Genomic DNA, 19,086 nt, shown 5'->3' on the forward strand with positions numbered 1-19,086 from the left:
TGAAAACCTTTTGTTTCGGACTTTTTCTTTAACTGTATTATATAGGTTGAATAGCAAGGTTTTTGTTTGGTCAAATTAATATTGGAGCAAAAATTATTTTTTTGTTCTAATTTCAGTAGCAGTCGGGAGTGGGGCATATGTGGTTAAAAAAAGAAAAAAAATGCCGCTTTTTTGTTCCTGTTGCGGCGGTTCTAATCCCAACACTGCTCTGGTGCAGTGTAAGTTGGCTTTTACCAGATAATTTGACATTAATAGAAGGTGAAAAAACGGAGATTTCAACACAGCTTCCTATCTCCGCCAAAACAGAGGAAAGTGTCAATGTTTTAGGTGTTACAACAAAACCCTTAGCAGATGCTTTTCATTTAGAGTTAGGTTCTTCTATTATGGCGAATCCTATTCAGGTAGGAACAACAAAAGTAACTTTTTATCTATGTAATGCTCTGCCAATTAAAACAATAGAGGCAACTGTGATTCCAAAAATCACGCTTGTGCCTGTTGGAAAAACCGTTGGCGTAAGCCTTGATACAAAAGGTCTTTTGGTTTTAGGAACAGGACAAGTATGTGTAGAAGGGAATGAAACAGTAGAACCTTGTAAGGGAGTTCTAAAAACAGGTGACCTCCTCTTAAAGGCAAATGGGAAAGAGCTGGTCAATAAAGAAACCTTTATTGACGTGGTGAATGAAAGCAAAGGCGAGGGAATTGACGTATTGTTAGAAAGAAAGGGCAGTCAAAAGCGTGTTACAATTAAACCTGTTTATAGTCAAGGGGAGCAAGCTTTTAAATTAGGTGTATGGGTGCGAGATAGTATTCAGGGAATTGGTACGATAACTTTTTTTGATCCAAAGAATAACCACTTTGGTGCATTGGGACACGGTGTCTATGATGTTGATACTGGTGAACTCATGGTTATTAAAAATGGTTCTATTATACCATCTCAGCTGACAGATATTATTAAAGGCGAAAAAGGCGAACCGGGAGAATTAGCAGGGATTATTCAACGGGGTGAGAGTTTAGGGGAGGTAACTAAAAATACAGAGGTTGGTATCTATGGTACGTTAGATGAACCCAATGCGTTTCAGGGTACAGCACTGCCCATTGCATTAAAGCAAGAGATCAAAATTGGCAAAGCTGAAATTTTGTCCAACATTGAAGGGGAAAAAATTGATAAATATGAAATTGAAATTGAAAGTATAGGAAAAGGCAGCGGAAAAGATATGATGATTCGTGTTACAGACAAAAGGCTGCTAGAAAAAACTGGTGGTATTGTTCAGGGGATGAGCGGTAGCCCTATTATTCAGAATGGACAGCTCATTGGTGCAGTTACCCATGTGTTGGTAAATGACCCTGAACGGGGATATGGAACATTTATAGAGACTATGCTACAAGAAATAAGCAAATAAGGGCGGGAGGAGATACTGAAAGAGTATCTCCTCTTTAAAATTAAATTTTTAAGAATAAAACTTTGAAAATGAAATGAATTGTAACTTTTTTTCTGAAAAAAACTTTACAATATTTCATTTCTAAATATAAATTTTAAACGTCAATTTTTACAAAAAATGGAGAATTTATTTTATTTTTCTCTATAAGTGAAACTAAACTGTTATATTTTGGGAATGATTGGATACTAAAAAATGGTGAAAAACTAAGAAAGGTAAAAAACTTGCGAAATGTTCTCGAATACTGACGAAAGGAAAATTGCGTGATATAATTATTTTTGTGGGAGAAAGGAAGGGAAGCCTTTTCTCCTAACTTGTTAAGAATGGGGGAGTCAAAATTGAATGAATCAGAGAAATTAAAGGTGGTTCTAGCAGACAGAGACGGTTTCTATTTACAAAAGTTAAAACGTTGCTTGGAACGCAAGGGTGACATGACTGTTGTTGGCATGACAGATAGTGGCCCTGCGGTATTGGAACTGGTTAGGAAACTAAATGCAGATGTTGTACTCCTAGATATTCTTTTAGGGGATCGTGATGGTTTTTGGGTTTTGGAAAGCTTGAAAAAGCTGGGTAGCGATTGCATTTGTATTATGATTTCCGCTATTGACAGTGACAAGCTGGTCCGCAGAGCAATCGGTTTGGGTGCCGATTACTACATGGCAAAACCGATTCAAGGGGAGCTTTTACTTGAAAGGATCCATCAGCTGATTGACGGCGACGATAGAGAAAAACGGGAGCCTTCAAAAGTAATAACGGACGAAGTATCAAGCTATATCATGGACGGCAGTTATCAAAATTTAGAAGCAGACATTTCCACTACCTTGAGTCGGATGGGTATTTCTGCCAGTATCAAGGGTTACCACTTTATTAGAAGGGCTATTATAATGGCCGTTGACAACGAAGAGGTATTAATTGGTATTACAAAAGGTCTGTACCCTGATATTGGGAAACTGTTTAAAACTTCAGCGAGTAAAGTAGAAAGAGCCATACGCCATGCAATTGAAAGTGCATGGAAGAAGAATGGTCAGCAGGTTTACTTTGAGGTGGTTGGATATTTGAGTCAGGACAAGCCTACAAATGGACAGTTTATAGCTGCTTTAACTGAATACTTCCGAATTCGACAGAATGAAGTCTCAAAAAAGATCAGCTAATTTAGATAAATACGAAAAATGAATAAAAGGTATTAAACCCTCTTTGTAGATTGCAAAGGGGGTTTTTCTTTTTACCTGAATTTCATTCTCTGGCCTGAGAATATTAAGGGGAGTTTGTCATACTGACGTAAAGGTTTCATTATATGTTGTTATGGAAAAAACACAGCCTGCAAGTTTTATTGGTGTGAAAACAAGTATGTAACCTCATTTCTTGAAAGGGGATATGATATATGTGGAGTAGGAGAAAGAAAGGGGTAGAAAAATTGGAACACCGAGCATGTACCAACAAAGGGTTTAAGCCCCCTTCTGAACTGAATTCTAAGGATAAATATTGTAGAACCAGTAAAAATAGTTCTTTTCATTGTAACTCTCTCCATAACAATATAGAATAATAGAAAATGAGGTGAAAAAATGCGAAATTATGCAGACGCACATTGTGACACCATAGTTCGGCTTTTTGAGGAAAAAAAAGAGCTTTTTATGAATGATGTTCATATTGATATTGAAAGGTTTAAAACTTTCTACGCCCCCCTGCAGTTTTTTGCAATCTGGCTTGATCCCAAATACTATCCAATTTCCATGCGGCAGACGATGAAATATATTGATTTTTATTATAGCCAGATAGAAAAAAATGCTGAATTCATTGGCCATGTGAATGGGTATTCAGATATATTACATAACATGAAACAAAACAAAATGAGTGCACTGTTGAGCTTAGAGGGAGGAGAAGCATTAGAGGGGGAGATTTCTGCTCTTCGCACCTACTATCGATTAGGGGTTAGGTCTATGACTTTAACATGGAATCACAGGAATTCCTTGGCTGACGGGGTGGCGGAAAGAGGTTCAAAGGGAGGTCTAACAGTATTTGGGCATGAGGTGGTTATGGAAATGGAAAGACTAGGTATGTTAGTTGATGTTTCCCATCTTTCGGAAGCGGGTTTTTGGGACGTAGCAACCACTGGAAACAAGCCCTTTATTGCAAGCCATTCTAATGCCCAAACAATTTGCAATATGCCAAGGAATCTATCGGATAGTCAACTGGGCGCCGTAGCCGAAAAGGGCGGTGTTGTTGGGCTGAATTTGTATCCTCCTTTTTTAACAAAAGAGAAGCAAGGAGATATTGAGGATATTTTAAAGCATATTTATCATATGCTTTCCATTATGGGTGAGGATTTCATCGCCCTTGGCACTGACTTTGATGGGATAGACTGCACGCCCAAAGGAATAAGGCAAGTACAGGAGATAGAATTCCTATTTAATCGGATTGAGAAGGAGTTTGGAGAAGATATTTTAGAAAAAATTTCTTCTAAAAATTTATTAAGAGTATTAGAAGAAGTGCTTTAATCGTTTTAAAAAAGTAATATGCGATAAGCATTATTTGGCTTATCGCATATCATTGAAGATTATAATTTACTTACAGTCAAAGGAACAACAGTCAACACTAGCAGAGCTTTTTGGATTAGCGTTGTGGGCTCTGACTTGAATTGTGTCTAAGGAACAACAGTTTTTTTCTGCACAGTTGTGCTTACAATCATGCACAGAACATCTAATAGAATCATTAGATTTTGTCATAATTTAATCCCTCCTTAATGATTGTTGCATTAATAGTATCTTCAATTTGCTAGGCTTCATGCCATTTAAAATTTGGTTAGAGAAGCTAAAAAATTATTTGATATTGCCCGCTAAATCTAAGAATTTATAAGAGTGTTACAATATGAAATATCTTGCGTTTAAAGGAGCTTTTTGATAATATGTATAAGAAGATATACAATATACAAATTATGTAAAATAATTTTTTAACGGTTAAAAGTAGTAATTTTATTTTATAAATTAGAGTTATGAGGTGTAAATTTTATGATATTATCAAAAAAAGCATTGAGCATTAAACCATCCACTACTCTGGCTATTTCTTCTAAGGCCACGCAGTTAAAGGCAGAAGGAAAGGATATTGTAACATTTGGTGTGGGTGAACCTGATTTTGATACTCCAGAACATATTCGTAAGGCAGGAATTGCAGCCATCGAAAATGGAGAAACAAGGTATACTGCATCAGCAGGGACACCTGCATTACGTCAGGCTGTTTGCGATAAATTAAAAAAAGATAATGGATTAGATTATGTTCCTGCCCAAGTCATTATCAGCAACGGTGCAAAACACTCCCTAATGAATACTTTTATGACAATATTAAACGAAGGGGACGAAGTGATTATTCCCGCACCGTACTGGCTGAGTTATTCAGAAATGGTGAGGATTGCTGGGGGCAAACCAATTATTATTTATACAAAAAAAGAAAATCAATTTATGCTTAGCAAGGAAGAATTGGAAGCTGCTTATACACAAAAGACCAAAGCCTTGGTTTTAACCAGTCCTTCAAACCCTACAGGCATGGTTACATCCTTAGAAGATTTAAAAATGGTGGCTGATTTCGCCGTGGAAAAAGACATTTTTGTTATTTCAGATGAAATCTATGAAAAGCTAATTTACGATGAAGATAAAAAACACATCAGCATCGCTTCTTTAGGAAAGGAAATTTACAATAGAACTATTGTGATTAATGGGGTTTCCAAAAGCTATGCTATGACTGGTTGGAGAGTTGGCTTTGCAGCGGCTCCTTTGGAAGTTGCCAAATTAATGGATTCTTTACAGTCTCATATGGCTTCTAATCCAAACACCATGGCCCAATTTGCCACAGTGGCAGCATTAAATGGACCTCAGGATTGCGTGAACGAAATGTGCGTGGAGTTTAAGAAAAGAAGAGATTACATTTTTGAAAGAGAAGAAGCCATTCCTCTTATTCAAGCATTAAAGCCTGAAGGGGCCTTTTACTTATTCGTAGATGTAACAGGAACTTACGGTAAAAAGCATGAAGATGTTGAAATTCAGTCAGCAGCTGACTTTGCTTCCATTTTGTTGGAGAAAAAGTATGTTGCAGTTATACCATGCGCTGACTTTGGTATGCCTGATTATATCAGACTTTCCTATGCTACAAGCATGGAACTGATTAAAAAGGGTATGGATCGCATCGAGGAAATGGTAAAAGAATTAATTTAAGCATATGCAAAAGGGGCAGTTTTCACTGACTATTTCCAATAGAAAGGGGTTATTTTCATGAGCTACAGAGTTTTGGAAAGTAACGAAACTTATATAGGAAGAATTCTTAGAGTAACCATAGATAAAATAGAAATGCCCGATAAAAAACCAGCGTTTCGTGAGACAGTATTAAGAGACAAAGATGCAGCAGCGGTTTTACCCATTTTGGATGATGGAAGGATTCTTTTTGTTCGCCAGTATCGCCATGCTTTTGGTGAACTGCTTTTAGAAATTCCGGCAGGTGTATTTGATTGTGATGAATGTGCCGAAGTTTGCGTAAAACGTGAGCTGGAGGAAGAAACAGGGAAGATAGCAGGCAGATTGGAATTTCTATGCGAAATGTATCCCACTGTTGGTTTTTGCAGTGAAAAAATTTTTATATACTTCGCTTTTGACCTAACACAGGGGCAGCAGAAGTTAGATCCTGATGAATTTATTGAATTGGAAAGCTATACTTTGGATCAGGCTTTGGAGATGATTTATAAAGGAGAAATAAAAGACGGCAAGACAATTGCTGCCTTGTTTGCATATAAAAGCAAGCATATTTAATTAAGACGAGCCATATCCTGTTAGCAGAGGACTGCGAAAGGAGGATGGCACTTATGGTAAAACGTAATAGGAGACTAGATAAAAGAGGACAAAAGATAATTTCTATCGTTTGTCTTTCTTTTTTATGCGGCGTGATGGGTGGAGCCATAGCAGCAAATTTAATGGGAGATGGTGCAAAAACGGAGCTTGCTGGTATTATTAAAAGTGTGGCCGATGTAGAACAAGCAGGAAGCTTTGGTGTGGTTTTTTGGAAGTACCTAAAGTATGACCTACTGATTTGGCTTGGGGGATGGCTAAGCCTTGGCTTATTCCTTTCCGGTGCTGCTTTTTTGCTAAGGAGCATTTCATTGGGGTTTGCCTCGGCCATGATGATGGTTACATATGGAGCAAAAGGTATCTGGGGTGCCATATTTGCTATTTTGCCGCAAAATATTATTCTGATTCCCGCATATATTTTCACAATGTGTGCCGCAATTTATTATCTTTTAGCTTGGAACGAGGGCAATGGAAAGCGGGGGTTAAAGCGAGAACGCAGGAGGAAACAAACAGAATACTGTCTTTTACTTCTTGCGTCAGCTGTATTGATTGCCATCGGCGCAGGGATTGAAGTAGCATTATACCCATTATAAGCATTGGAACTAAGGTCGTATTTCGTAGCTTTTTTAGACTAATAGTTGATTTTTAGCCATTAAAAATGACGATATTTGGTTTTTTTACAAATAATAGTGACAAGTTTGTAAAAACTAAGTATAGTATAATTAGACATACATAATAAAAAGGGGTCTTGGGTATGGATAAAGCGATAACTGAGTTTGCGAACTACCTTAGAAATGAAAAACAATCATCTGAAAATACGGTGCTTTCTTATATCAGAGATTTAAAAGGGTTTAGGGTCTTTATAGATAGCTGTGGTGTTTTTGATTTAACAAAAGTAAACTATACCAACATCATGGCATATATTTATGAGCTTCAAAATCAAAAAAAAGCAGGGGCTACGGTATCCAGAAATATTGCCTCCATTCGGTCTTTTTATAATTTTCTTTTAAAAAAAGGAGACGTGGCAGAAAATCCTGCTACGAATTTAGCGTTGCCTAAAATCGAGAAGAAAATGCCTGAAGTTCTTACCTTAGATAAGGTCGAGCGCTTATTGGAACAGCCCCAAACAGCAGAACCAAAGGGGATTAGAGACAAGGCCATGCTTGAGTTATTGTATGCTACGGGGATTCGTGTTTCCGAATTGATTTCTCTAAAGGTTTCTGATGTGAATTTATCGTTAGAGTATATTCGTTGTGGAACAGAGCAAAGGAGTCGGATTATTCCCATTGGCAGCCAAGCAAAAGCGGCATTGAAAAAATACATAGATAAAGGGCGTAGTGGCTTGATAATGGCGGGTGAGGAGCAGGTTCTTTTTGTAAACTGCAGCGGAAACCCCATGACCAGACAAGGTTTTTGGAAAATTATAAAATGCTATGCGAAAAAGGCAGAAATAAATGAAGATATTACACCCCATATGTTAAGACATTCATTTGCTGCACATCTCATTGAAAATGGTGCTGATTTAAAATCTGTTCAGGAAATGTTGGGGCATTCAGATATTTCTACAACCCAAATATATATTAAGCTGACCAATCAAAAGCTAAAAAGTGTATATGCCAAGGCACACCCAAGAGCCTAAGGAGTATTATAACCGCCGAAAAGGCGGTTTTTGTTTTGCTCTAGAGTACAGGAGTTTTGGCGATGAGGGTAAAAAATTTATGGTGATTCTCTTTTATTATTACTTTTTAAAAGGCTTATAGCAATTTCAACCTAGAAAATATTATCAGGTGAAACACTGCTTCTACCTGAGCATAGAGGTGGATAGGTTTGATGTATTAAACCCCTTACAGAAATTTGACCCTCAATTTTTAAGAAATATAATTAACAACTAATCACTTCATCAGGGTTGAACATGTACTAAACCACAGGGAATTCACAAAGGAATTACTTCATAAAGGTTTGATTCAGAAGCTTGCTATTAAAGGAAAAAAGCAAACAGAAACCAAAAAGAAATATGATGAAGTTGGCGTTTAAGAAGATCACTCCTTAATGACCTGGGAATACATTGTATCTGATAAGAGAACTTTTCAATTGTTTCAGTTAAAAAAGCCCCCGCAGCACCAGGTGCTGACAGAGGCGATTATTAGGGTCGGATTTTTAGATTTCGATTTTTGCACCCATCAGCTTAGCAAATTCAGCGATGATTGCTGTATCTCCAGGCCAAGCGGGGGCGGTTACCAGATTACCATCTACAACAGCTTTATCGGCATCTACTGCTACGTATTCGCCGCCTGCCAAAGTGATGTCGGGGCCAACAGCGGGATATGCAGTGGCTTTTCTGCCTTTTAAGACATTTGCGGCTGTCAACAACTGAGGACCATGGCAAATTGCTGCTACGGGCTTATTGGCTGCAAAGAATTCCTGCACAATTTCAATTACACGGGGAAATAGTCTCAAATATTCGGGGGAACGGCCGCCTGTGATAAACAAACCTACATAGTCTGATGTATTTACTGCGTCAAAGTCAGCAGTTAAGGCGAAGTTATGTCCTCTTTTTTCAGAATATGTTTGATCACCTTCAAAATCATGGATTGCTGTGCGGATGATGTCGCCTGCTTTTTTTTCAGGGCAAACTACATCTACTTGATAGCCTAAAACTTGCAAAGCTTGAAAAGGCACCATTGTTTCGTAATCCTCAGTGTAGTCACCTGCTAACATTAATACTTTTTTTGCCATAATAAATTCCTCCTTTGTTATAATAGAACAGCTTATCACTGCGTATACCTAGGATATTTATTTGTACTGGTTCATGAACAGTATAATGCCATTTGTTGGAAAAATCAAGGCGTTTATGATTTTTCTTGTATTAAATTGCCGGAATGAGAGAGGATATTTTTTTCATCCCCAAGCTAAGAATAACATTTTATTAAGCAACAGCGAGTTGCTTTTCATAGTGTTTGATTTGTAGTATACTGGAATAAAATAGACTTGAGGAGTAGGTGGAAAAATGAAGGAAGCTTTACTTGAATTAAGAAAGAAATATGGACTATCTCAATACAGTATGGCACAAAAATTGTATGTAACAAGGCAGGCTGTATCTCGTTGGGAGTGCGGTGAGACGGTTCCCAATTTAGAGACACTGAAAAGGATATCAACTCAATTTGAAATTGGGCTTAATGAGCTTCTTGGCATACCTTTAACGGGGATTTGTCAAAGTTGTGGCATGCCCTTGAGTCAGGAGACCTTTGCCCAAGAGGATGAAAGCAGTTTGAATCAAAATTATTGTAAGTGGTGCTACGAAAACGGGGATTTTATAACAGATTGTACCATGGATGAGATGGTTGAGCAGTGCATCCCCCACATGGGATGGGAAGATAATGATAAATGCAGAGAGTTTTTAAAAGGAGTTATGGTAAACCTTGAACGGTGGAAGTAATTTTAGAACATGACGATACAAACGTTGTGAAGGGGATGTAACCTTTTGCAAATGAGGGAAATGGCTGTGATTGTACAAGTTAATTCTTAAATAAATATGGGAATTTGATTGAAAAAAGGAGTTGTCAATGTGACAACTCCTTTTTTAATATTCTCGTTGGTAACAAGGGGGAACAAACTTCCTTGTTGCAACGATGTTTCGCAATAAAAGGTGATTACATTATTTCAAAACTACATTGTGGTATGTTTTTTTACCCTTTTGAACTAAAAGTTTTCCATCGGTAAACAAATCTGCAGTTACTTGAAACTCCAAATCAGTGACAGGTTGTTCTGCTACTTTTACGCCACCTTGTTGTACAGCACGTCTACCTTCGGAACGGGAGGGTACAACGCCAATTGTTGTAAGCAGTGTTAAAATATCCATACCTTCTGCAAAATCTGCAGCAGCTACTTCTGTTGTAGGTACGGAGCCTGCAACAACACCTTTACCAAAAAGGGCACGAGCAGCTTCCTGCGCTTTTGTAGCTTCAACTTCGCCATGAACAATTTTGGTTAACTCAAACGCTAGAACTTCTTTTGCCTTATTAATTTCACTGCCTTCTAAAGCACCAAGGCGACGAACTTCATCCATTGGAAGGAAGGTAAGCAAAGCTAAGCATTTTTCCACGTCGTTGTCGCCGATGTTTCTCCAGTACTGGTAGAATTCGTAGGGTGTTGTCTTTTCTGGGTCTAACCAGACAGCACCACTTACGGTTTTACCCATTTTAACGCCTTCACTGTTTGTAAGAAGTTTGAAAGTCATGCCATATGCAGGTTTGCTTAATTTACGACGAATCAAATCAACACCAGCAATGATATTGGACCACTGGTCGCTTCCGCCCAACTCCATTACGCAGTTGTGACGATTATGCAACTCAAGGAAGTCATATGCCTGCATAATCATATAGTTAAATTCTAAGAAAGAAAGACCAGCTTCTTTATCCATACGGATTTTAAAGCAGTCTGCCGATAACATACGGTTAACAGAGAAGTGAACACCAACATCACGAAGGAATTCAATATAATTCAGATTTCTAAGCCAATCAGCATTGTTTACGATTATGGCACCGCCATCGTCAAATTTGATGAAGCGGGAAAGCTGATTTTTAATACATGCTACGTTATGATCAATGGTTTCCACTGTCATCATTTTACGCATATCGGCTTTACCGGAAGGATCACCAATCATGCCTGTACCGCCACCCATTAAGCAGATTGGGCGGTTGCCGCAACGCTGCATATGGGCCATTGCCATAACAGTCAGGAAGTGGCCTACGTGGAGGCTATCTGCAGTTGGGTCGATACCGATATAAAAGGTAACACCACCTTTTTCAAACAGTGCTTTAATTTCATCTTCATGGGTCATTTGGTCAATAAATCCACGTTCTTTTAATACTTCGTAAGCGTTCATTTTGATTCTCCTTTTTATCATTTTATATAGTGTGCTAGTGATTTTAGACAAAACAAAAGGGCTCTATCGTCTAAAGGACGAGAGAACCCGTGGTACCACCTTAATTTATGTTTATCAGAACAAAAAGACAAACATCTTTCGGCTCAAATAACGGTGAGCAACCGTTGTACCATTCCCTGTACAAAGCTCATGAGGCGTAATTTACAAATACTGTACTGCAGTTTTTTCACCAAACAAACTGCTCTCTGCGGGTTGTAACCAGTTTTGCCTATATAACTCATTCAACGCTAATATTCAAATATGGCGATATTTTATCATATCTTTTTTTAAAAGTCAAGAGTTCTTCCCATCTCAGCAATTTTTATAATCGTTTTCACTGCCTTTTCCATAGAAGAAACAGGGATAAACTCATAGGGGCCATGGAAGTTATGGCCACCGGTAAATAAATTTGGGCAGGGTAAGGACATATAAGAGAGTCTTGCTCCATCTGTGCCGCCACGAATGGGGCGAATAATGGGGGAAACTTCACAGGCGTTCATGGCTTCCGTTGCTAACTCTACAATTGACATATGTTCCGATACAGAAGAAAACATATTATAGTATTCGTCACGAATTTCTAGAGAGATAGCATTTGGATATTGTGTTTTTTTTCGATCAATAATCATTTTTAATAGGCTCTTACGATTATCAAAGGCAGTGCTGTCAAAGTCTCGTATGATATAAGAAAGCTTTGCAAAAGAAACGGTGCCTTCAAAAGAGCAAAGATGAAAGAAGCCCTCATAGCCCTCGGTTTTCGAAGGGACTTCTCTTTCCGGAAGCAAAGTAGCAATTTCGGTTCCTACCAGTGCTGCGTTGACCATAATATTTTTTGCCATGCCTGGGTGTACATTTTTTCCTTCTATTTGAATCGTAGCACGGGCGGCGTTAAAGTTTTCATATTGTAGCTCCCCTAACTCTCCACCATCTATTGTATAAGCAAAGTCAGCACCAAAAGCCTTTACATCAAAGTAATCGACGCCATGCCCAACTTCTTCATCTGGGGTAAAAGCAATACGGATTTTGCCGTGGGGAATCTCGGGATGATTTTTAAGGTAATCCATTGCTGTTAGAATTTCTGCTATACCTGCCTTATCATCAGCACCTAATAGGGTAGTTCCATCAGATGTAATTAAAGTTTCACCAATATAGTTTTGTAAAACTGGAAATTCATCTGGAGAAAGGCTGATATTATTTAAAGGAATAATACCGCCATCATACTTTTCAACGATGTTTGGCATAATACCTTCTCCCTTTGCATCAGGGCTGGTATCCATATGGGCGATAAAACCGATTACTGGAGATCCTTCTACTGTTGCGGGTAAAGTGGCCATAACATAGCCGTTTTCATCTACGGTAATATCGCTAAGGCCAATTTCCTTACACTCCTTTGCAAGATAGTCGGCAAAAAGAAGCTGAGATCGAGTGCTGGGGAAAGTCGTTGAATCATAATTGGACTTGGTATTGTGTTTTACATAGGTAAGAAAGCGTTCAGTTACTGTTTTCATGGATTCATTCAATCCTCCTTTGTAGGAATATTTGAGTATTTTATTTTATTGATTCGTTGTATTAGTCTAATAAGGGTTAAATTAGTATATCCAGTTAGTAGGAATATACATTCTACTTATTGTAGCATTCAATTACTACAAAAGCCACCCTAAAATCCTTCGTTAACCTAGATAAGGAAGGAGTGGAATATTACCCTTAATAGGTAGGAACACGTATTATATTATTTTTTGTCGAAAAATCTTAAAATTGGGTTGACAGATAGAAAAAATTAATGTATATTATATTTCACCGTCTCCAATACGAAAACATTGAAGACGAAAAAGATAATAAAAATGAGTGAAAAAAGTCCTTGACAAAATAGTATGTCTTTAGATATAATATTAAAGGTTTCGCTGCTCAAGAAAAGCGATAGAAAACCCATATGGAGAGATGTCCGAGTGGTTTAAGGAGCTGGTCTTGAAAACCAGTGACTCCGAAAGGGGCCGTGGGTTCGAATCCCACTCTCTCCGTAGATACAACTTAATAAGCAGCTTTTTAACGAGAGAACATTATGGAGAAGTACCCAAGTGGCTGAAGGGGTTCGCCTGGAAAGCGGATAGGTCGTTAACGCGGCGCGAGGGTTCAAATCCCTCCTTCTCCGCCATTTTAACTCGAAGAAAGCAATGAAAAAACTTTCGTAAAATGTTAAAAAAGTGCTTGACAATAGGAAAACAATCTGGTAAGATAGTTTTCGCCGCTGAAAAAAGCGGGTTGATCCTTGAAAACTAAACAGTAGAATACAAACACACAACCCATAGTCAATTCAAAAAGCTATAAGCTTTTAAGAGACAAAAGAGTTTGCTGGTTTCGAAAAAACCAGATAGTAGCCAGATTATACTGGTTAGGACAACTCGGATGTGCAAGTCGGAAGGCTTTATGCGTAGTTTTCTATGAAAACTACTTATAAAATTTATTCCCGACGATGCCGTTCATAAATTTTAATATAAGAGTTTGATCCTGGCTCAGGATGAACGCTGGCGGCGTGCTTAACACATGCAAGTCGAGCGGAGAAATTTAAAATGAGAGCTTCGGCAGGATTTTTAAATATCTTAGCGGCGGACGGGTGAGTAACGTGTGGGCAACCTGCCCTGTACTGTGGAATAATCACTGGAAACGGTGACTAATACCGCATGTCATCACGAGGGGGCATCCCCTTGTGAGAAAAGGATTTATTCGGTACAGGATGGGCCCGCATCTGATTAGCTAGTTGGTGAGATAAAAGCTCACCAAGGCAACGATCAGTAGCCGACCTGAGAGGGTGATCGGCCACATTGGGACTGAGACACGGCCCAAACTCCTACGGGAGGCAGCAGTGGGGAATATTGCACAATGGGCGAAAGCCTGATGCAGCAACGCCGCGTGAAGGATGAAGGGTTTCGGCTCGTAAACTTCTATCAATAGGGACGAAAAAAATGACGGTACCTAAATAAGAAGCCCCGGCTAACTACGTGCCAGCAGCCGCGGTAATACGTAGGGGGCAAGCGTTATCCGGAATTACTGGGTGTAAAGGGAGAGTAGGCGGCATGGTAAGTTAGATGTGAAAGCCCGGGGCTTAACCTCGGGATTGCATTTAAAACTATCAAGCTAGAGTACAGGAGAGGTAAGTGGAATTCCTAGTGTAGCGGTGAAATGCGTAGATATTAGGAAGAACACCAGTGGCGAAGGCGACTTACTGGACTGAAACTGACGCTGAGGCTCGAAAGCGTGGGGAGCGAACAGGATTAGATACCCTGGTAGTCCACGCCGTAAACGATGAGTGCTAGGTGTTGGGGGGGAACCCTCGGTGCCGCAGCTAACGCAATAAGCACTCCACCTGGGGAGTACGATCGCAAGATTGAAACTCAAAGGAATTGACGGGGGCCCGCACAAGCGGTGGAGCATGTGGTTTAATTCGAAGCAACGCGAAGAACCTTACCAAGGCTTGACATCCCTCTGACCGCACTAGAGATAGTGCTTCTCTTCGGAGCAGGGGTGACAGGTGGTGCATGGTTGTCGTCAGCTCGTGTCGTGAGATGTTGGGTTAAGTCCCGCAACGAGCGCAACCCCTATTCTTAGTAGCCATCATTCAGTTGGGCACTCTAAGGAGACTGCCGTGGATAACACGGAGGAAGGTGGGGATGACGTCAAATCATCATGCCCCTTATGTCTTGGGCTACACACGTGCTACAATGGCTGGTAACAAAGTGAAGCAAAACGGCGACGTCAAGCAAATCACAAAAACCCAGTCCCAGTTCGGATTGTAGTCTGCAACTCGACTACATGAAGCTGGAATCGCTAGTAATCGCGAATCAGAATGTCGCGGTGAATACGTTCCCGGGCCTTGTACACACCGCCCGTCACACCATGGGAGTTGGAAGCACCCGAAGTCGGTGACCTAACCGTAAGGAAGGAACCGCCGAAGGTGATATCAGCGACTGGGGTGAAGTCGTAACAAGGTAGCCGTATCGGAAGGTGCGGCTGGATCACCTCCTTTCTATGGAGTATTGGTTGTGAAGTAATCTACTGTTTGGTTTTGAAGGATCAAACCTTCAAACACACAAATCTTCGGTGATGATGCGCTTAGGGGACACACCCGTTCCCATACCGAACACGTCGGTTAAGACCTAAGCGGTCGATGATACTTGGCGGGCAGCTGCCTGGGAAAGTAGATGGTTGCCGGAGTCCTATGGGCTCATAGCTCAGCCGGTTAGAGCGCACGCCTGATAAGCGTGAGGTCGGTGGTTCGAGTCCACTTGAGCCCATTTTGTGTGGTTTAAATAGAATAAGGGGAATTAGCTCAGCTGGGAGAGCACCTGCCTTGCAAGCAGGGGGTCACGAGTTCGAATCTCGTATTCTCCACTTACCGACTCCAATGGGTCGGGATGCACCTTGAAAACTGAATACAAGAAAAAATAGAGTCAATCGAGAAATAAATAAATTTCTTTAGAAATAATAAAGTAGTTTTTTCATTGCATTGCAATGAAAACCGATTTTATCTTTGATTTTATGCAGCTTTTACATTTTTACAAATGTGAGGTGGCAGCATTTAAAACATCAAAGAAAAAATCTAACGAAGTTAGCAGACGATGCTAACAAAAACCGTAGTATCGCTACTACGAAACATTCCAAAGAACAAGCTATAGATTTTGACTTGATGAAAAGAGGGTCAAAGCAATAAGGAAGTTTTTTCATTACTTCGTAATGAAAACCGATTTTTGTTTTGATTTCGCACTGCTCTTACATTTCTACGAAATGTTAGGTCGCAGTACTCAGAGCATCAATACAAAAATCTAACGAACTGGTCAAGCAAGAAAGAGCACAAGGAGAATGCCTTGGCACTAGGAGCCGATGAAAGACGTGATAAGCTGCGATAAGCTTCGGGGAGGCGCAAATAGCCATCGATCCGGAGATTTCTGAATGGGGAAACCTACTTGAGCAAACCTCAAGTATCCGTAGGTGAATACATAGCCTGCGGAAGGGAACGCTGTGAACTGAAACATCTAAGTAGCAGCAGGAGGAGAAAGAAAACTCGATTTCCTTAGTAGCGGCGAGCGAACGGGAAACAGGCCAAACCGAAGGACCTAGTTCTTCGGGGTTGCGGACTGTATAAGGCATTGGCAAGAGATAGTCGAAGTGTTTTGGGAAAGCACACCAAAGAAGGTGAAAGTCCAGTAGACGAAATTTCGAGCCAGCTGACAGTATCCAGAGTACCACGGGACACGAGAAACCCTGTGGGAAGCCGGGGGGACCACCCCCCAAGCCTAAATACTCCCTAGTGACCGATAGTGAAGTAGTACTGTGAAGGAAAGGTGAAAAGAACCCCGGGAGGGGAGTGAAAGAGAACCTGAAACCTTGTGCTTACAAACAGTCAGAGGGCTTTGTGCCTGATGGCGTACTTTTTGTAGAACGGTCCGGCGAGTTACTAATGCCAGCGAGGTTAAGTGGTTAGAAGCCACGGAGCCGAAGGGAAACCAAGTCTGAATAGGGCGTATAGTTAGTATTAGTAGACCCGAAACCGGGTGACCTATCCATGTCCAGGTTGAAGGAGCCGTAAAAGGCTTTGGAGGACCGAACACACATCTGTTGAAAAAGGTGGTGATGAGGTGTGGATAGCGGAGAAATTCCAATCGAACTCGGAGATAGCTGGTTCTCCTCGAAATAGCTTTAGGGCTAGCCTCGAGAGGAGTCTAACGGAGGTAAAGCACTGAACTGACGCGGGGCCCAAAAAGGTTACCAACTCATATCAAACTAAGAATGCCGTAGAGATACCCTCGGGAGTCAGTCTATGTGAGATAAGTCGCATGGACAAAAGGGAAAGAGCCCAGACCGACAGCTAAGGTCCCAAAGTACGTGTTAAGTGGAAAAGGATGTGGGATTTCATAGACAACTAGGATGTTGGCTTAGAAGCAGCCACTCATTTAAAGAGTGCGTAACAGCTCACTAGTCGAGAAAACCTGCGCCGAAAATGTAACGGGGCTAAAACACGTCACCGAAGCTACGGATTGACAACTTAAGTGTTGTCAGTGGTAGAGGAGCATCCTGCAAGGATGAAGCCAAAGCGAGAGCAATGGTGGACGAAACAGGAGAGAGAATGCCGGAATGAGTAGCGAGATATATGTGAGAAACATATAGGCCGAATATCTAAGGTTTCCTGAGTAAAGCTAATCTTCTCAGGGTTAGTCGGGGCCTAAGGCGAGGACGAAAGTCGTAGTCGATGGACAACAGGTTGATATTCCTGTACTACGTATAATCAGAACTGTGGGGACGCAGGAGGATAGGGAAACCGGGGAATGGAAAAACCCGGTCAAGCATAAAGCCAAGGGAGATAGGCAAATCCGTCTCTTGATGGTGAAATGTGATGAGGACTGAACAAAAGTAGGGAAGTTTCCGAATCCACACTGCCGAGAAAAGCCGCTATTGTATTATACGTACCCGTACCGTAAACCGACACAGGTAGATGAGGAGAAAATCCACAGGCCGACGGGAGAAGTGTTGTTAAGGAACTCGGCAAAATGACCCCGTAACTTAGGGATAAGGGGAGCCACGCAAGTGGCCGCAGAAAAGAGGCTCAAGCGACTGTTTAGCAAAAACATAGGTCTATGCGAAACCGTAAGGTGATGTATATGGGCTGACACCTGCCCGGTGCTGGAAGGTTAAAAGGAGAGGTTAGCGTAAGCGAAGCTTTGAATTCAAGCCCCAGTAAACGGCGGCCGTAACTATAACGGTCCTAAGGTAGCGAAATTCCTTGTCAGGTAAGTTCTGACCCGCACGAAAGGTGTAACGATTTGAGCACTGTCTCGACAACACGCCCGGTGAAATTGAAGAACCAGTGAAGATACTGGTTACCCGCAACAGGACGGAAAGACCCCATGGAGCTTTACTGCAGCCTGATACTGGGATTCGATGATATATGTACAGGATAGGAGGGAGGCTATGAAGCCAGGACGCTAGTCTTGGTGGAGCCGCCGGTGGGATACCTCTCTTATGTCATTGAATTTCTAACTAATGCCCGTGATCCGGGTATAGGACAATGTCAGGCGGGCAGTTTGACTGGGGCGGTCGCCTCCTAAAAGGTAACGGAGGCGCTCGAAGGTCACCTCAGAATGATTGGAAACCATTCAAAGAGTGTAAAGGCAAAAGGTGGCTTGACTGCGACAGCGACGGCTGGAGCAGGTACGAAAGTAGGACTTAGTGATCCGGTGGTAATAAGTGGGAATGCCATCGCTCAACGGATAAAAGCTACCCTGGGGATAACAGGCTTATCTCCCCCAAGAGTTCACATCGACGGGGAGGTTTGGCACCTCGATGTCGGCTCATCGCATCCTGGGGCTGTAGTCGGTCCCAAGGGTTGGGCTGTTCGCCCATTAAAGCGGTACGCGAGCTGGGTTCAGAACGTCGTGAGACAGTTCGGTCCCTATCCGTTGTGGGCGCTGGAAATTTGAGAGGAGCTGTCCTTAGTACGAGAGGACCGGGATGGACGTACCTCTGGTGTACCGGTTGCAGACCAACTGCACAGCCGGGTAGCTATGTATGGAACGGATAAACGCTGAAGGCATCTAAGCGTGAAGCCGCCCTCAAGATAAGATTTCCCATTCTTCGGAAGTAAGGTCCCTTGAAGATAACGAGGTAGATAGGTTGGAGGTGTAAGCACGGCAACGTGTTCAGCTGACCAATACTAATAGACCGAGGGCTTGACCAATAAATCGATTGATGATATAATGGCGAGGTGATTTCTTTTCCTGTTGGAAAAGACCACTAATATCCTTTGCACAAATAACCTCTTTACACCTTTGGTGTTGGATCGGTGATTGATAAATGCAAAGGAAGGCGCTAATGTTCTTGTGTTCAGTTTTGAAGGTGTATGTAAGTACATCTG

Annotated in this window: 12 protein-coding genes, 4 tRNA genes, 3 rRNA genes and 1 other annotated feature; of the genes, 15 read left to right on the plus strand and 4 right to left on the minus strand. The window is 41.1% G+C overall.

Annotated elements, in window-relative coordinates:
- Positions 1–137: 137 nt before the first annotated feature.
- The 3 genes from spoIVB to RBQ60_RS02965 all read left to right on the plus strand — a co-directional run bounded on the left by spoIVB (position 138) and on the right by RBQ60_RS02965 (position 3,931).
- The gene (gene spoIVB / locus RBQ60_RS02955) at positions 138–1,400 is read left to right on the plus strand and encodes a SpoIVB peptidase (RefSeq protein WP_307885119.1); all 1,263 of its coding nucleotides are present in this window, start codon (positions 138–140) and stop codon (positions 1,398–1,400) included.
- A gap of 374 nt (positions 1,401–1,774) precedes the next feature.
- On the plus strand, positions 1,775–2,587 hold the full coding sequence (locus tag RBQ60_RS02960; RefSeq protein WP_307885120.1) for a sporulation initiation factor Spo0A C-terminal domain-containing protein: 813 nt from the start codon (positions 1,775–1,777) through the stop codon (positions 2,585–2,587).
- Positions 2,588–2,998: 411 nt separating this feature from the next.
- Positions 2,999–3,931, plus strand: a complete 933-nt coding sequence (locus RBQ60_RS02965) for a dipeptidase (protein WP_307885121.1) — start codon at positions 2,999–3,001, stop codon at positions 3,929–3,931.
- A gap of 66 nt (positions 3,932–3,997) precedes the next feature.
- On the opposite strand, the gene RBQ60_RS02970 is transcribed toward RBQ60_RS02965, so the two are convergent.
- A complete protein-coding gene (locus tag RBQ60_RS02970) occupies positions 3,998–4,159 on the minus strand; it encodes a DUF1540 domain-containing protein (RefSeq protein WP_307885122.1) in 162 nt (53 codons plus the stop codon).
- A gap of 282 nt (positions 4,160–4,441) precedes the next feature.
- Between RBQ60_RS02970 and RBQ60_RS02975 the strand changes: the two genes are divergently transcribed.
- The 4 genes from RBQ60_RS02975 (at position 4,442) to xerD (ending at position 7,901) form a co-directional block, all read left to right on the plus strand.
- Positions 4,442–5,638 (plus strand): pyridoxal phosphate-dependent aminotransferase, encoded by a 1,197-nt coding sequence (locus RBQ60_RS02975; RefSeq protein ID WP_307885123.1) that lies wholly within the window; start codon positions 4,442–4,444, stop codon positions 5,636–5,638.
- A gap of 57 nt (positions 5,639–5,695) precedes the next feature.
- On the plus strand, positions 5,696–6,226 hold the full coding sequence (locus RBQ60_RS02980) for an NUDIX hydrolase (protein WP_307885124.1): 531 nt from the start codon (positions 5,696–5,698) through the stop codon (positions 6,224–6,226).
- A gap of 53 nt (positions 6,227–6,279) precedes the next feature.
- On the plus strand, positions 6,280–6,855 hold the full coding sequence (locus RBQ60_RS02985; protein WP_307885125.1) for a stage II sporulation protein M: 576 nt from the start codon (positions 6,280–6,282) through the stop codon (positions 6,853–6,855).
- A gap of 161 nt (positions 6,856–7,016) precedes the next feature.
- A complete protein-coding gene (gene xerD, locus RBQ60_RS02990) occupies positions 7,017–7,901 on the plus strand; it encodes a site-specific tyrosine recombinase XerD (protein ID WP_307885126.1) in 885 nt (294 codons plus the stop codon).
- 518 nt (positions 7,902–8,419) lie between these two features.
- Here xerD and RBQ60_RS02995 read toward each other — a convergent pair.
- Positions 8,420–8,998, minus strand: coding sequence for a DJ-1/PfpI family protein (locus RBQ60_RS02995; RefSeq protein ID WP_307885127.1), 579 nt, complete (start codon positions 8,996–8,998; stop codon positions 8,420–8,422).
- A 271-nt stretch (positions 8,999–9,269) separates the two neighbouring features.
- On the opposite strand from RBQ60_RS02995, the gene RBQ60_RS03000 reads away from it, so the two are divergent.
- Positions 9,270–9,698 (plus strand): zinc ribbon domain-containing protein, encoded by a 429-nt coding sequence (locus RBQ60_RS03000; RefSeq protein ID WP_307885128.1) that lies wholly within the window; start codon positions 9,270–9,272, stop codon positions 9,696–9,698.
- A 219-nt stretch (positions 9,699–9,917) separates the two neighbouring features.
- On the opposite strand, the gene tyrS is transcribed toward RBQ60_RS03000, so the two are convergent.
- Positions 9,918–11,147 carry a tyrosine--tRNA ligase gene (tyrS, locus tag RBQ60_RS03005; protein ID WP_307885129.1) on the minus strand — a complete coding sequence of 410 codons (1,230 nt, stop codon included), beginning with the start codon at positions 11,145–11,147 and terminating at the stop codon, positions 9,918–9,920.
- A gap of 70 nt (positions 11,148–11,217) precedes the next feature.
- Positions 11,218–11,441, minus strand: a binding site (T-box leader).
- Positions 11,442–11,473: 32 nt separating this feature from the next.
- Entirely contained in the window at positions 11,474–12,691 is a 1,218-nt protein-coding gene (gene pepT, locus RBQ60_RS03010; RefSeq protein WP_307885130.1) for a peptidase T, read from the minus strand.
- Positions 12,692–13,115: 424 nt separating this feature from the next.
- Here pepT and RBQ60_RS03015 point away from each other — a divergent pair.
- The 7 genes from RBQ60_RS03015 (at position 13,116) to RBQ60_RS03045 (ending at position 18,909) form a co-directional block, all read left to right on the plus strand.
- Positions 13,116–13,201: transfer RNA gene (locus RBQ60_RS03015), tRNA-Ser, on the plus strand.
- A gap of 43 nt (positions 13,202–13,244) precedes the next feature.
- Positions 13,245–13,335: transfer RNA gene (locus RBQ60_RS03020), tRNA-Ser, on the plus strand.
- 335 nt (positions 13,336–13,670) lie between these two features.
- Positions 13,671–15,204, plus strand: a 16S ribosomal RNA gene (locus RBQ60_RS03025).
- 70 nt (positions 15,205–15,274) lie between these two features.
- A 5S ribosomal RNA gene (rrf, locus tag RBQ60_RS03030) occupies positions 15,275–15,392 on the plus strand.
- A 6-nt stretch (positions 15,393–15,398) separates the two neighbouring features.
- A tRNA-Ile gene (locus RBQ60_RS03035) sits at positions 15,399–15,472 on the plus strand.
- A 24-nt stretch (positions 15,473–15,496) separates the two neighbouring features.
- Positions 15,497–15,569, plus strand: a tRNA-Ala gene (locus RBQ60_RS03040).
- Between the two features lie 441 nt (positions 15,570–16,010).
- A 23S ribosomal RNA gene (locus RBQ60_RS03045) occupies positions 16,011–18,909 on the plus strand.
- Together the 16S, 23S and 5S rRNA genes with 4 tRNA genes alongside form the textbook arrangement of a ribosomal RNA operon.
- Positions 18,910–19,086 lie beyond the last annotated feature (177 nt).

It is taken from the genome of Anaerotignum sp. MB30-C6 (assembly GCF_030908465.1).
In the GTDB taxonomy this organism is placed as follows: domain Bacteria; phylum Bacillota; class Clostridia; order Lachnospirales; family Anaerotignaceae; genus Chakrabartyella.

Excerpts from the sequence above, each read along its gene's own strand:
- RBQ60_RS02965 (WP_307885121.1), top strand. The coding sequence starts at position 2,999 with ATGCGAAATTATGCAGACGCACATTGTGACACCATAGTTCGGCTTTTT.
- xerD (WP_307885126.1), top strand. The coding sequence starts at position 7,017 with ATGGATAAAGCGATAACTGAGTTTGCGAACTACCTTAGAAATGAAAAA.
- RBQ60_RS02995 (WP_307885127.1), bottom strand. The coding sequence starts at position 8,998 with ATGGCAAAAAAAGTATTAATGTTAGCAGGTGACTACACTGAGGATTAC.
- tyrS (WP_307885129.1), bottom strand. The coding sequence starts at position 11,147 with ATGAACGCTTACGAAGTATTAAAAGAACGTGGATTTATTGACCAAATG.
- RBQ60_RS02970 (WP_307885122.1), bottom strand. The coding sequence starts at position 4,159 with ATGACAAAATCTAATGATTCTATTAGATGTTCTGTGCATGATTGTAAG.
- RBQ60_RS02975 (WP_307885123.1), top strand. The coding sequence starts at position 4,442 with ATGATATTATCAAAAAAAGCATTGAGCATTAAACCATCCACTACTCTG.
- RBQ60_RS02985 (WP_307885125.1), top strand. The coding sequence starts at position 6,280 with ATGGTAAAACGTAATAGGAGACTAGATAAAAGAGGACAAAAGATAATT.
- RBQ60_RS03000 (WP_307885128.1), top strand. The coding sequence starts at position 9,270 with ATGAAGGAAGCTTTACTTGAATTAAGAAAGAAATATGGACTATCTCAA.
- RBQ60_RS02980 (WP_307885124.1), top strand. The coding sequence starts at position 5,696 with ATGAGCTACAGAGTTTTGGAAAGTAACGAAACTTATATAGGAAGAATT.
- pepT (WP_307885130.1), bottom strand. The coding sequence starts at position 12,691 with ATGAAAACAGTAACTGAACGCTTTCTTACCTATGTAAAACACAATACC.
- spoIVB (WP_307885119.1), top strand. The coding sequence starts at position 138 with ATGTGGTTAAAAAAAGAAAAAAAATGCCGCTTTTTTGTTCCTGTTGCG.